The 13282-nt window shown below is 49.3% G+C and carries 12 protein-coding genes; 7 read left to right on the forward strand and 5 right to left on the reverse strand.

The window, feature by feature from the left end:
- Nucleotides 1-297 precede the first annotated feature (297 nt).
- The 3 genes from hemQ to C6Y45_RS11715 all read right to left on the reverse strand — a co-directional run bounded on the left by hemQ (nt 298) and on the right by C6Y45_RS11715 (nt 3826).
- The gene (gene hemQ, locus C6Y45_RS11705; protein WP_107585411.1) at nt 298-1041 is read right to left on the reverse strand and encodes a hydrogen peroxide-dependent heme synthase; all 744 of its coding nucleotides are present in this window, start codon (nt 1039-1041) and stop codon (nt 298-300) included.
- Between the two features lie 105 nt (nt 1042-1146).
- On the reverse strand, nt 1147-1893 hold the full coding sequence (locus C6Y45_RS11710) for an enoyl-CoA hydratase/isomerase family protein (RefSeq protein ID WP_107585412.1): 747 nt from the start codon (nt 1891-1893) through the stop codon (nt 1147-1149).
- Between the two features lie 19 nt (nt 1894-1912).
- Nucleotides 1913-3826 (reverse strand): FAD-dependent oxidoreductase, encoded by a 1914-nt coding sequence (locus C6Y45_RS11715; protein ID WP_107585413.1) that lies wholly within the window; start codon nt 3824-3826, stop codon nt 1913-1915.
- Between the two features lie 194 nt (nt 3827-4020).
- On the opposite strand from C6Y45_RS11715, the gene pta reads away from it, so the two are divergent.
- The 4 genes from pta (at nt 4021) to aceA (ending at nt 9356) form a co-directional block, all read left to right on the forward strand.
- The gene (pta, locus tag C6Y45_RS11720; protein ID WP_425427869.1) at nt 4021-4989 is read left to right on the forward strand and encodes a phosphate acetyltransferase; all 969 of its coding nucleotides are present in this window, start codon (nt 4021-4023) and stop codon (nt 4987-4989) included.
- Nucleotides 4990-5497: 508 nt separating this feature from the next.
- Complete coding sequence (locus C6Y45_RS11725; protein WP_107585415.1) at nt 5498-7672, forward strand: malate synthase G; 2175 nt, start codon at nt 5498-5500, stop codon at nt 7670-7672.
- Between the two features lie 42 nt (nt 7673-7714).
- Complete coding sequence (locus C6Y45_RS11730; RefSeq protein WP_107585416.1) at nt 7715-8008, forward strand: hypothetical protein; 294 nt, start codon at nt 7715-7717, stop codon at nt 8006-8008.
- Nucleotides 8009-8087: 79 nt separating this feature from the next.
- The gene (gene aceA / locus C6Y45_RS11735) at nt 8088-9356 is read left to right on the forward strand and encodes an isocitrate lyase (protein WP_107585417.1); all 1269 of its coding nucleotides are present in this window, start codon (nt 8088-8090) and stop codon (nt 9354-9356) included.
- 88 nt (nt 9357-9444) lie between these two features.
- On the opposite strand, the gene C6Y45_RS11740 is transcribed toward aceA, so the two are convergent.
- A complete protein-coding gene (locus C6Y45_RS11740; protein WP_107585418.1) occupies nt 9445-10275 on the reverse strand; it encodes a lipoate--protein ligase family protein in 831 nt (276 codons plus the stop codon).
- A gap of 161 nt (nt 10276-10436) precedes the next feature.
- Between C6Y45_RS11740 and C6Y45_RS11745 the strand changes: the two genes are divergently transcribed.
- Complete coding sequence (locus C6Y45_RS11745) at nt 10437-11744, forward strand: HD domain-containing protein (RefSeq protein WP_107585468.1); 1308 nt, start codon at nt 10437-10439, stop codon at nt 11742-11744.
- Nucleotides 11744-12247: a YwgA family protein gene (locus C6Y45_RS11750; RefSeq protein WP_107585419.1), complete on the forward strand. Its 504-nt coding sequence runs from the start codon at nt 11744-11746 to the stop codon at nt 12245-12247. Before C6Y45_RS11745 ends, C6Y45_RS11750 begins: the two co-directional genes overlap by 1 nt.
- 102 nt (nt 12248-12349) lie before the next feature.
- Here C6Y45_RS11750 and C6Y45_RS11755 read toward each other — a convergent pair whose 3' ends face one another.
- On the reverse strand, nt 12350-12553 hold the full coding sequence (locus C6Y45_RS11755; RefSeq protein WP_281260612.1) for a 2-hydroxymuconate tautomerase: 204 nt from the start codon (nt 12551-12553) through the stop codon (nt 12350-12352).
- Nucleotides 12554-12687: 134 nt separating this feature from the next.
- Between C6Y45_RS11755 and C6Y45_RS11760 the strand changes: the two genes are divergently transcribed.
- Complete coding sequence (locus C6Y45_RS11760) at nt 12688-13227, forward strand: YwhD family protein (RefSeq protein WP_107585421.1); 540 nt, start codon at nt 12688-12690, stop codon at nt 13225-13227.
- Nucleotides 13228-13282: the final 55 nt, after the last annotated feature.

The following is a 13282-nucleotide window of genomic DNA, read 5'->3' on the forward strand; positions in this document are numbered from 1 at the left end:
GCCGTCTTTCATCAACAAACCATGGAAGGTCGTCTTCCCCGGCAAGAACTATGGGTTTGATAACGAAAAAACGAAAAAGACAGACCCATGGAGAATGAGTGAGAACGTGTCCAGAATTAGGGGGCCTGACCGGTAATGATTAAAAAACTTCTGTACTGATTAAAGCAGCTTCTATAATGATTAAACAACCTCCCCGATCCGGCGCCCGCTGACGAAACATTCCCCCGGCCGTAAATTAAAAAAAGACTGCCCCAGCCGGAAAAACCGGCCGGCGGGCAGTCTTTTGATTTTCATTATTTACACATGGAAATACGGTTTGATTTCGCTGTCTTCCATTGTCTTTCCAACGTAAAATGTACCGAATTCGCCGTAGCGGGCACTTACTTCATCAAAGCGCATTTCATAAACAAGCTTTTTGAATTCGAGCACGTCGTGGGCGAAAAGTGTGACGCCCCATTCCCAGTCGTCAAAACCGACCGAGCCGGAGATGATCTGGCGTACTTTACCAGCGTACTGGCGTCCGATCATTCCGTGGCTGCGCATCATCGAAGAACGCTCTTCCATCGGGAGCATGTACCAGTTGTCATTTCCCTGGCGGCGCTTATCCATTGGATAGAAGCAGACATATTCCCATTTTGGAAGGATCGGCTTCAGGCGTGCCTGAATTTCCGGATCCTGGGCCGGATCTTTGTCGGCTGGAAGGTAGTTGCTCAGCTCAACAACCGAAACATAGGAATATGTCGGTGTCGTAAATTCCGCAAGACGCGTTTTGTTGAACGCTGCTTCCAGTTCGATCAGCTCATCCATCGTCGGACGGAGCAGGAGAATCATAATATCTGCTTTCTGGCCGAGAATAGAATATACACCGTGGCTGCCTTCAAACTTTGCCTGTGTTTCATCCCAGGCTTCCACCATTTTCATAAATTCATCTAAAATGGAATCGCGTTCACTTTCCGAAAGCTTTTTCCATTCATTCCAGTTAATCGTTCGAAAATCGTGGTAGCAATACCACCCATCGAGAGTTTTTGCTGGTTCTGCCATGTTTTTCACTCCATTTCCAGGTTAATAAGTCAAAGCGCACTGCGCCTGTAAGTAGAATCACAATGCCTATTATACTAGCCGGAGGAGGAAAAACCAAACAGAGCGTCAGCCTTTGGATTTCTGAAGAAAAGCCTGCAGCGCTTTCTGGTGCGGACGGGATTTGCCGGCAAGCCGCTGGGCCTTGATTTCTTCTTCCAGAACGCTTTCAAGCGGCTGGTCGAAACTGTTCTTAAAGTTTTTCTTCATCAGTCCGTAAGCAGGTGCAGGGGCCTCTGTCAGCTGCTGTATTACTGCTTCCGGATAATCTGTTCCGCTGATCAGTCCGATGCGTTCTGCTTTTTCGGTATCAATTTTCACTCCTGTCCCGAGTTCGATGGCTCTGGAAAGCCCGACGATTCTCGGCAGGTAGTAGGAGGCTCCGGCATCGGGTGCCAGTCCGATCTGCAGAAAACTTAAGGAAAAAGCAGCTTTTTTATCCGCATACCGGAAGTCACAGGCAAGAGCGAGACTGAGGCCTGCCCCGACCGCAAGTCCGCTCACGTAGGCTACAATTGGTTTTTCAATCTCGTCCATTAACAGAATAAGTTTGTTGTACGTTTCTGCGAGATAGGCACCATGATCAAAGTTTTCCATTTCCTCTACAGGTATGCTCTTTAAATCAGCCCCGCTGGAAAAAGCATCTCCTTCTCCTGTCAGGACGATCACCCGTACGTCCGGGTCCTCGTCTGCCCTGGAAAATGCCTGATGCAGTTCTTCATGCATTTCCCGGTTAATTGCATTTTTAACGTGGGGACGGTTCATTTTAATAACAGCTGTTTTATTTTTGGTTTCATACAGTACAGTGCGGTTCATATTCATTCCTCCTCTTTAATTACAGAGCCCTTGCTGTCACGGCACCATCGTGGACGGCCCGCTTGGCGTCGAGACCGAGCGCGTCCTTCGCGCCGCCGATGATGTGAACAGTTTTCCCGAGCGCTTCCAGGGATTCGGCGAGGGAGACATTCACGAGCTGACCGGCTGCGATAATGACGGTATCTGCCGGAATGCTTTTTTGTTCTCCTTCATCCGTGTAAACCACCCGGTCTTTTTCAATACGGTCGTAGTGTTCAATTCCACCTGTCATCCGGATACCGGCCTGCTTGATTTCCATAATGGTCGCCCAGCGTGTCGTTTTGCCGATACCCCTCGCAAACGAGCGGCTCCGCTGCAGCAGCGTGATGTCCGGGTTGCTCTCTTTTTTCAAATATAGAGCGAGGTCACAGGCAATCCCTCCGCCGCCGATAATTACGACCTCGTTTCCGGTTTCGACCCGGCCATCAAAAACGTCTTTGTAAGAAACTGCATGCTCGAGCCCGGGGATTTCCGGCTGACGCGGAAGAATACCGGTACAGATGACAACTTCATCCGCCGCTTCCAAGAGCGGGTCTTCGGCATCAGCACGATGATTTAGAAGAACCTCCACTCCAAGCTTTTCCAGCTGGACTTTAAAATAGCGGAGCGTTTCATAAAACTCCTCCTTGCCGGGAATACGCTTGGAATAATTCAGCTGTCCTCCGATTTCTTCCCGTTCATCAACGAGCGTCACGGAATGTCCCCGCTCGGCCGCAACCCGTGCTGTTTCCAGGCCGGCGGGCCCCGCACCAATAACGACAATTTTTTTAGGGTTTTCCGAAGGCAGAAGAGGGAGGTCAAGTTCCCGTCCCGCTTCCGGATTTACGAGGCAGGTCGCCGGTTTTCCTTCAAATACATGATCCAGACATGCCTGGTTGCAGGCGATACACGTATTGATTTCTTCATGTTTTTCCGCTTTGGCTTTCGATAAAATCGCTGGATCGGCAAGAAAAGGACGTGCCATGGAAATGAGCTGAACCGCTCCTCTTTCCAGAATTTTCTCCGCATCCCGGGGATCGTTGATACGGTTGCTTGCAATGACCGGAATTGTAACGTGGGCTGCCAGCTTTTCCGCCACGGGAACGAACTGCATCCGCGGTACTTTCATGGATATTGTCGGCGTGCGGGATTCGTGCCAGCCGATACCGACATTGAGGGCGTCCGCTCCTGCTTCTTCCAGCCGGGAAGCCCACAACGCCGTTTCTTCCTCTGTCGTACTACCTTCGATTAAATCGAGTCCGGACATACGGAACACGACCGGAAAGTCCGGGCCGACCGTTTCTCTTACCGCTTTAAGAATGGAAAGAGGAAAGCGCAGCCGGTTTTCCAGCGTACCGCCCCACTGATCATCCCGCTGATTTGTCACAGGAGAAACAAATTCATTGATTAAATAGCCTTCGGACCCCATAATTTCGACCGCATCAAAACCGGCTTCTTTCGCACGTCCAGCGCCGTCGGCAAAATCCTGAATCGTCTGCTCAATCTCTTTTTCCGAAAGAGCTCTCGGCGTATCCGGGTTAATAGGAGATTTAAGGGCAGAAGGAGCAACAGGATCCAGCCCGGTCATCGCCTTGTAGGCATAGCGGCCTGCATGAAAAAGCTGAAGGGCGATGGCCCCGCCTTCATCATGGACGGCTTTTGTCATCGGTTTCCAGCGCTCGGCATCTTCTTCTTTGTAAATGGTCATAAAATCCTCGCCGCCGCCGTTGCCTTCCGGGTTCACAGCAGCCCCGCCGGTAACAATCAGCCCGACATCATGCTGTGCACGGCGCCGGTAAAACTCTGTCAGCCGTTCTTCCCCGCGGTCCATGCCTTCCAGCCCGACGTGCATCGATCCCATCATGACTCGGCTTCTCAGCTTCAATGTTCCAATCGTAATCGGTTCAAATAACATCACAGCACCTCCGAATTTAAATGAGTGAATACTCATTCACTACGGTTAGTATAACGTATTCCCTCTTTTTAGGGAACTCTCATTCAGAAAATTAGAACTTTAGGGAGAAAGCCTTTTCAGCGTTTTATTTTTCCCGGAAGAACGGGTATGCTTGTACTAATGCAAAAATCGAAGGAGGAATTCCTGTGAGCGATATGTTTACAGACATTAAAAATCAGGTGAAACAGGCGAACCCGGCCATTGTCTTTCCGGAAGGCACGGACGAGCGGATTTTGGAAGCAGCGGTGCGGCTCCAGGCAGATGGAATTCTGCAGCCAATTTTAATCGGCAGCAAAACAGAAGTCGAAGCAAAAGCGGAAGAAATCGGGCAGGACGTTTCGAAGGTGACGATACTCGATCCGGAAACGTATGAAGATTTCGACAGCCTGGCAGACGCATTTGTGGAACGCCGTAAAGGAAAGAACACAAAGGAAGAGGCAGAGAAGATTGTTAAGACCCCGAACTACTTCGGAACGATGCTTGTTTACACCGGGAAAGCATCCGGTCTCGTAAGCGGCGCCGCCCACTCCACAGGAGACACGGTCCGTCCGGCACTGCAGATCATCAAGACGAAAGAAGGCGTGAAAAAAACGTCCGGTGTCTTTGTCATGGTCCGCGGGGAAGAGCGCTATATTTTCGGCGACTGTGCTATAAACATTGCGCCGGACAGCAGCGACCTGGCAGAAACAGCTGTGGAAGCCGGCAAAACAGCCAAAGTTTTCGGAATCGATCCGAAAGTGGCGATGCTGAGCTTTTCTACCAAAGGTTCAGCGAAAAGTGAAGAAACAGAACGCGTCGTGGAAGCTGTTCAGCTTGCCCGGGAAAAAGATCCGGAACTGAACGTCGATGGAGAATTCCAGTTTGACGCAGCTTTCGTACCATCTGTCGCAGCAAAAAAAGCGCCGGATTCTCCGCTGAAAGGGGAAGCAAACACATTTATCTTCCCAAATCTGGAGTCCGGAAACATCGGCTACAAAATCGCCCAGCGGCTCGGCAACTTTGAAGCTGTCGGACCGATCCTTCAGGGACTGAACCAGCCGGTCAACGACCTTTCCAGAGGCTGCAGCCAGGAAGACGTCTACAAACTGGCACTCATCACAGCGATGCAGAGCCTGCAGAAATAAAACAATAGGAAAAGCGCCGGGAAACTCTTTGAGTTCCTCGGTGCTTTTTTTTGTTTTAACCAGAGGAAAGTTCGTTGCTGGCCGCTGTCGAAGATCTCCCGTTTCAATTTGCATTACTATAGTAGTTCGTAGTAAGAGCGGACTGTTTCTTTTTAAACAGTTATTCTATTTGCTGCATAAAAAACTCGTTTATCTTTCTTAAAAATTACAGCTTATTTTCAGCACCCGGACGTTAAGTATATTTGAACCCACTTTTCTCGGTCGTTTACTAATACAGTTCCTCCCGCTTTAAAAATTCCTCGAACAGCCCGCGCATGTCCTTTCAGAAAATTTCCCACTAAAAATCCAGCAGTGACAGGGTTTTCTTATTTTTCAAAAAATTAATAGAAAAAAATTTGGAAATAGTATTGCAATTTATGTGGTTTGTTATACAATAAGACACATGAAGAAAAACTGTTCTAATACAGAATGAAACACTGCAAAGCAAGAGACGTGAAGGAGGGTTTGCATGAGTTCGTACATCAACAAAGGAAAACTTGAAATAAAGGAGGTATTACACCGGTTCGTAGAAGAGGAGGTCCTTCCCGGAACGAAAGTCGACCCCGATACTTTCTGGCAGGGAGCGGAAGACGTTATCTCCGAGATTCAGCCGGAAATAGAGGAAGTACTCCAGGTGAGGGAAGACATACAGCAGAAGCTGGATCAGTGGCATACGGATAACCCGGGAAAGCCTGATCTGAAATCATACAAAAAATTTCTTAACGACATCGGCTATCTGGAACCGGAAACAGAAGATTTCACTGTTACAACAGAAAATGTGGACAGGGAAGTTACCGAACAGTCCGGTCCGCAGCTCGTTGTCCCGGTCAATAATGCCCGCTACGCCCTGAATGCGGCAAATGCCCGCTGGGGGAGCCTGTACGACGCCCTTTACGGTACAGACGTTATTCCGGAAACGGACGGAGCGGAAAAAGGAAAAAGCTATAATCCGAAGCGTGGGGAAAAAGTTATTTCCTACGCGAAGGAATTTCTCGATGAGCACTTTCCGCTGGAAAAAGGAAGCCACGCGGAGGTTCAAGCCTACAAAGTGAAAAACGGGCAGCTTTCAGCAGAAGCCGGTGAAACAGTTTCCGTGAAAAATCCGGAATCCTTCCTCGGCCACCGCGGTCCGGAAGAAACACCGGAAGCACTTCTTTTCATTAATAACGGCCTGCACGTCGAAGTACAGATCGACCGGGAGCACCCGATCGGCAAAACAGACAAAGCAGGGGTAAAAGACGTATTAATGGAAGCGGCTACAACGACGATAATGGATGCAGAAGACAGTGTTACAGCAGTCGATGCGGAAGATAAAGTCGAGGTGTACCGCAACTGGCTCGGCCTCATGAAAGGAAATTTAACAACAAGCTTTCAAAAAGGGGACGGGAAAGTCGAAAGAACATTAAATGAAGACCGGACGTACCAGGGGAAAAACGGAGAAGGAAGTATTTCCGGAAGGTCTCTGCTGCTTGTCCGCAACGTCGGTCATTTAATGACGACCGATATGGTCCGGCTGAACGGAAAGGACGTGTCCGAAGGTATCATAGACGGCCTCGTTACTTCTCTGACCGCCAAGCATGACCTGCTGAAAAACAGCAAGTATCAAAATTCCAAAACCGGCTCTATTTATATCGTTAAGCCGAAAATGCACGGTTCCCGTGAAGTCCGGCTGACAAACACCCTAATGGAGCGTGTCGAAAAAGTCCTCGGACTGGAGCCGAACACGATCAAAATCGGTGTTATGGACGAAGAGCGCCGCACTTCCTTGAATCTAAAACAGTGCATCCGGGAAGTAAAAGACCGAATCTTCTTTATTAACACCGGGTTCCTCGACCGGACAGGCGATGAAATCCATACATCCTTCCTCGCCGGTCCGATGATCAGAAAAGACAGTATGAAAGGTTCTGTCTGGCTGAACACCTACGAGGATGCGAACGTGTACCAGGGTCTCCGCACCCGCCTTCACGAACGCGGTCAGATCGGCAAGGGAATGTGGGCCATGCCGGACGAAATGAAAAATATGATGGAACAGAAAGACGGACAGCTTCTTGCCGGAGGCAACACCGCCTGGGTCCCATCACCTACAGCGGCTGCACTTCATGCTATGCACTATCACCGGATTGATACCGCACAGGTACAGGAAGAAAAACAGCAGTCGCTTCATCCTGAAGCGGACAATATGCTGCAGGTACCGGTGGAAGAAAAGCCGGAGTGGAGTGAAGATGAAAAGCGGCAGGAGCTGGAAAACAACGCCCAGGGTATTCTTGGCTATGTTGTCCGCTGGGTGGAGCAGGGTGTCGGCTGTTCCAAAGTGCCGAACCTGAAACATGTGCATCTGATGGAAGACCGTGCGACACTCCGTATATCGAGTCAGCACATGGCCAACTGGCTGGAGCATGGTATCTGCTCAAAAGAGGAAGTAAGGCGCACGATGGAAAAAATGGCCGGTCTCGTAGATGAGCAGAACGCCGGGGATCCGGAGTATCTGCCGATGGCCAAAAACTTTGAAAAATCCACCGCTTTTCAGGCAGCACTTGAACTCGTGCTCGATGGTAAAAACCAGCCGAGCGGCTATACGGAACCGATTCTTCACCGCAGACGCCGGGAATTCAAGGCAAAGATGCGCAATAGACAGTCTGTATAAAAAAACCGCCTCCATGGCGCAGGAAGAAAGGTGTGAACGAGCATGATTACAAGAGAAAAAACATCTGCACAGGAACTAGCCGAAAAATGGGTGAACCAGCAGCTTGAAAGTGGTAAAACGGCAGAAGACCTTCATAAAACAATGTTCGTTTACGGCGACAGCGTGATGGAAGCACAGATGGATGAGCAGGGAACTCTGCAGATGAAAAATAAAAATGAAGGCAGCATCGTCATTTTCCGTACTCCAGAACCACAGCCCGGCCCTATGTGCCGGTGCTGCGGGATGGACTACGATAATGAGAAAGAGGCACTTCAGTGCTGTGCGTACATCGACTAGCATATTTTTTTGGAAGTGCTGTTATAAAACAATAAAAATATAAATCATACTGTTTACTACAGAAAAGGAGAGATGTAAAGTGGCTAATCAAAAAGAACAACTCGAACAGGAATGGGCACAGGATCGATTTAAAGGAGTGGAGCGTCCTTACTCCGCAGAAGATGTACTAAAACTGCGCGGCTCCGTAGTAATTGAACAGACTCTTGCACGCATGGGTTCTGAGCGTCTTTGGAGACTCATCAATGAAGAAGATTTCGTTAACGCTCTCGGTGCCCTTACAGGTAACCAGGCGATGCAGCAGGTAAAAGCAGGGCTGAAGGCGATTTACCTGAGCGGCTGGCAGGTGGCAGCAGATGCCAACCTTTCCGGACAGATGTACCCGGACCAGAGCCTGTACCCGGCAAACAGCGTGCCGCACGTTGTACGCCGCATTAACCAGACGTTCCAGCGCGCGGATCAGATTCAGACAGCGGAAGGAAAAGGCGATACGAACTGGTTCGCACCGATCGTTGCCGATATGGAAGCCGGCTTCGGTGGCCCGCTTAACGTATTCGAACTGACAAAACAGATGATCGAAGCAGGGGCAGCCGGTGTACACCTGGAAGACCAGCTTTCTTCTGAGAAGAAGTGTGGACACCTCGGTGGTAAAGTACTTCTTCCTACACAGGTAGCTGTACGTAACCTCGTATCTGCACGTCTTGCAGCAGACGTTATGGGCGTACCGACAATCATCATTGCGCGTACTGATGCAAACGCTGCCAACCTGATCACGAGTGACGTGGATGAGTACGATCACCCATTCCTTACAGGCGAGCGCACGGCAGAAGGCTTCTTCCGCACAAACGACGGCATCGACCAGGCGATTTCACGAGGCCTTGCCTACGCTCCGGTTGCCGACCTTATCTGGTGCGAAACGAGCGAACCGAACCTCGAAGAAGCGAAGAAGTTCGCGGATGCCATCCATGAAAAGTTCCCTGGCAAAATGCTTGCCTACAACTGTTCACCATCTTTCAACTGGAAAGCGAAGCTGGATGATGAAACGATTGCGAAATTCCAGAAAGAGCTCGGTAAAATGGGCTACAAGTTCCAGTTTGTTACACTTGCAGGCTTCCACGCGCTGAACCACAGCATGTTTGAGCTTGCCCACGATTACAAGGACAACGGAATGGCAGCCTACTCCAAGCTGCAGCAGGCGGAATTTGCTTCCGAAGACAAAGGCTACACAGCGACACGCCACCAGCGTGAAGTTGGTACCGGCTACTTCGATGAAGTATCCCAGGTTATTTCCGGGGGGACTTCTTCCACACTTGCTCTTTCCGGCTCCACTGAAACATCTCAGTTCAAGTAAAAAAATAGAGCGGCCGCGTTGTAATTTACAACGCGGCCGCTCCTTTTTTAGGAAGAGGGGAGAAAAGCGGAAGATCTGTAAGGAACAATCAGTAGAGACGCTCGTTCCGTTTTTCCATCCGATCCAGGTGGTATTCAAAACGCTCCTGCTCCTCTGCAGAAAGCTCCAGGGTGGAAAGGTGCCCGCTTTGTTTTTTCAGGGCAAGCAGAATCCTCCGCGTCAGCTCCTCGTTCGTGAGCTCCCATCCGAGAATTTCAGAGAGAGAGGCCATCGATTCGGGCTCTATTTGAGGATAATGATATTTCACAGGCCCTCCCTGCGCAGCCTTTTCGTAAAACCGGCGGATCAGTCCGGCCCGTTCCGCCCCGCTTTTCTGTACGGCAAGGTAAATCTGTACCGCGATCCCGCCCCGGATCCGGCGCTGGGAAATACCGGCGAATTTTCTGCCGTCCACGCTCAGGTCGTATCGTCCGGGACAGTAGGAAACAGCAATTTCCCCGTCCTGTATTTTCTCTCCGAGTTCCGGGAGCAGCTCTCTCGTAAAAGCGGTCATTGCCTCATAGCCTTTGTCGATAGTAAGAGCTTTCGATTCCGGAAAAAGCAGGGAAAGGTTGTAGACGTGCGGGTCAAGAACGACGGCAAGACCTCCGGAATTCCGTACGATGACCCGGTATCCTTCCTTTTCCAAAAAAGCTCTGCCTTCTTTCATCGAAGGGAGCCGGCTGTCCTGGATGCCGAGGACGACTGTGTTATCGTGCACCCAGCTTCTCGCAATGCCTGTATCCGGCATTCCGGCTATTTTTTCACAGAGCGTATCGTCCATCGCAAAGGAAGCCATCGGATTCAAGGGAATGCCTGTTACCGACTGGTCCATGACGTACCACGTATTCTGTTTCATTATTTCAGGTAGTTCATACATAGTTTCTGCTCCTTCGTCAGCTGATATCCGCTGTAGATTATATCACAGAACCTGAGTGAAAAACTCATTGCCCCGTTCAGACAGGAAAGGTAAAATAAACAATGTCTGAACAGTACGGTGAAAGAAAAAGAAAAACGAAGCAGCGGAAGGGGAGAGCACGGATGAACAGACCAGATGGCCAGCTGGAGGAGGAAAAGGTATTTAAAGATCCGGTACACCGGTACATACACGTCCGTGACCAGCTGATCTGGGATCTGATCGGCACGCGGGAATTCCAGCGGCTGCGGAGAATCCGTCAGCTCGGGACGACGTACCTGACTTTCCACGGAGCAGAACACACCCGGTTTAACCATTCTCTCGGTGTATACGAAATTATGCGCCGTATGGTGGAAAACCTGGAGAAAAAAATGACGTGGGAAACGGACGAGCGTCTCGTCTGTCTGGCAGCTGCCCTGCTTCATGATGTAGGACACGGCCCGTTTTCCCATTCATTCGAAAAAGTATTTGATACCGATCACGAAGAATGGACGCGACGGATTATTCTCGGCAATACGGAGATCAACGAAGTACTTTCGCGGATGGGAGGAAACTTCCCGGAACACGTCGCCGATGTGATCGCTAAAACGTATGAAAATAAGCTGATCGTCAGCCTCATTTCGAGTCAGATCGATGCGGACAGAATGGATTACCTTCTCCGGGACGCTTTTTATACCGGAGTCAGCTACGGCCAGTTCGATATGGAGCGGATTCTTCGTGTGATGCGGCCGATGGAAGATCAGGCTGTTTTTAAGCACAGCGGGATGCACGCAGTGGAAGATTATATTATGAGCCGCTACCAGATGTACTGGCAGGTATATTTTCATCCTGTGACGAGAAGTGCGGAAGTGATACTGAGTAAAATTCTCCACCGTGCCAAAAAACTGCTCGCCGAAGGCTACGATTTTCAGCAGACGCCGAAGCATTTCCTTTCTTTATTTGAATCGACGATGACGCTCGAAGAATACATACGCCTGGACGAATCGATTATTTTTTATTATTTTCAGGCGTGGGAACAGGAGGAAGACGCCATCCTGAGGGACCTCTGCCGCCGTTTTATGGACCGCAGGCTGTTCAAGTATGTCGAGTGTGACCCGAGCAAGCAGATGCTGATCTGGCCGGAGCTGCAGCGTCTTTTCACAGCCGCAGGCATTGACCCGGATTATTATCTTGTCATCGATTCATCCTCAGATCTTCCGTACGATTTTTACCGTCCGGGAGAAAAAGACGAACGTATGCCGATCCACCTGCTCATGCCGGACGGATCACTCCGGGAGCTTTCCCGGGAATCGGACGTTGTCGAAGCCATCTCGGGTAAAAAACGCACCGACCATAAACTGTACTTTCCGGAAGACCTGCTGCTCGATCAGAAGGAATACGGAGAAGAAAAACGCCGGATTTTGTCACTGCTTCACGAACAGGAGGGAATGTAATGCTTCATGAACACGCTAAACTGCTTTCCCTGTTAAAAGGAACAGGAGAAGTAGTCGGAAGAAAAAAACTCCAGAAGATGGTCTACATTGCCAAAAAAATGAACGAGCCGTTCAGGGAAAAATATCAGTTTCATATGTACGGACCGTATTCGGAGGAGCTCACACTCCGGATGGAGGAGATGTGCCAGGCAGATTTTATCGGGGAAGTACGTGAAAAAAAGGGCGGGTATTACCAGTACCGCTACGAAATAGCCGATAAAGGAGAAGAGTTTCTGGAAGCGGTGCGTCTCCCGGAAGGCACCGTAAATGAAAACCTGCTCCGCCGGCTGAACGAATCATCCTCCAAATTCCTTGAACTTGTTTCAACCGTACTTTACTTTGAACACTTTCCGAAAGAAGAAATCAAAGCTAAAATTGGAAAGTTGAAAGCAAGACAGAATTATTCAGAAGAGGATATCGAAGAAGCCTTCAGCTATATTGAATCACTGAGGAACTCTCACTGAAGAAAGCAGGAAATTGCATAGGCATGTATAAAAAACACTTTATAAACAGCCTGAAAAAAGCTGCCCTTTTCCAGGGCAGCTTTTTTAGTTTCTTCCTTATTATTATTTATCAATCGCACGTACACCAGACTGGCCGAAATTTTCCGGCTTCATTTCCTCAATCACGACAGAAATTCGTTCCTTCGGTGCCTCGATCGTGCCGGAAACGGCGGTAGTTACTTCCTCGACAAGCGCGCGCTTCTGCTCATCGGTTCTTCCTTCAAGCATCTGAACAGTTACAATCGGCATTTTGTCTGCCTCCTTTATGAAATATAAGTCGTTCCTCCACCAGTATACTAAAATGAGAAGCTTAAAGGAAAAGGAAGGCCGGTCGACTGCATTGGGAAAGTGAAATATGATAAACTGAAAGAAGCGACAAAGATTCAGAGGAGGCGCGTAAAATGAATGAACAGGAACGTCAGAAAAACGAAAAAATTAAAAAAATGAGTGGGAACTTTAATATTTTAAGCAACGATTCGACAGACGGACACGGCGGATACGGCGTCGGTACGATTAACCTTAATAACGTCACTTCGGTGTTTGTCGATCCGGAGGAGAACCACGCATTCGTTGATATGGGAGCACTTCATGCGAGAAGTGAAGTGGAAAAGCGTATCAAGTTCCTCAAAGAAAAAGAAGCTGTACCGAACGGCAAACTGTACTGGCTTGTCTGGGTGACAGTCGAAAACCTTGAAGGAAAGCCGGCATACACAGGCGTCGGGGCCTGTGAAATGATCGTGGACCGTTCGATCCGCCGTGGATATAAGAGCATGCCGGAACACGTAAATAATATGGATAAATCGATGAAAGGTAAAATCGCCGTCGACCATATGGATGACAAATCGAAGCAGGTACTCCGTGATTTCCTGAAAGATTTCAACCGGGAATTCTGGGACCAATCCACCGAGGAACTTAAGCAGGGCCTGAACGATACAGAATAAATAACCTCCGGAGAAGCCCGCTCAGGCTCTCCGGTTTTTCATAGAAAATCATTTG

Origin of the sequence: Alkalicoccus saliphilus (genome assembly GCF_003044065.1) — a bacterium.
GTDB classification, from domain to species: Bacteria; Bacillota; Bacilli; order Bacillales; family Salisediminibacteriaceae; genus Alkalicoccus; species Alkalicoccus saliphilus.

What these genes read in the sequence shown, in the direction of transcription:
- C6Y45_RS11750 (WP_107585419.1), top strand. Translation starts at nt 11,744, where the DNA reads ATGCTTCATGAACACGCTAAACTGCTTTCCCTGTTAAAAGGAACAGGA.
- C6Y45_RS11715 (WP_107585413.1), bottom strand. Translation starts at nt 3,826, where the DNA reads ATGTTATTTGAACCGATTACGATTGGAACATTGAAGCTGAGAAGCCGA.
- C6Y45_RS11725 (WP_107585415.1), top strand. Translation starts at nt 5,498, where the DNA reads ATGAGTTCGTACATCAACAAAGGAAAACTTGAAATAAAGGAGGTATTA.
- C6Y45_RS11760 (WP_107585421.1), top strand. Translation starts at nt 12,688, where the DNA reads ATGAATGAACAGGAACGTCAGAAAAACGAAAAAATTAAAAAAATGAGT.
- C6Y45_RS11745 (WP_107585468.1), top strand. Translation starts at nt 10,437, where the DNA reads ATGAACAGACCAGATGGCCAGCTGGAGGAGGAAAAGGTATTTAAAGAT.
- pta (WP_425427869.1), top strand. Translation starts at nt 4,021, where the DNA reads ATGTTTACAGACATTAAAAATCAGGTGAAACAGGCGAACCCGGCCATT.
- C6Y45_RS11730 (WP_107585416.1), top strand. Translation starts at nt 7,715, where the DNA reads ATGATTACAAGAGAAAAAACATCTGCACAGGAACTAGCCGAAAAATGG.
- C6Y45_RS11740 (WP_107585418.1), bottom strand. Translation starts at nt 10,275, where the DNA reads ATGTATGAACTACCTGAAATAATGAAACAGAATACGTGGTACGTCATG.
- hemQ (WP_107585411.1), bottom strand. Translation starts at nt 1,041, where the DNA reads ATGGCAGAACCAGCAAAAACTCTCGATGGGTGGTATTGCTACCACGAT.
- C6Y45_RS11710 (WP_107585412.1), bottom strand. Translation starts at nt 1,893, where the DNA reads ATGAACCGCACTGTACTGTATGAAACCAAAAATAAAACAGCTGTTATT.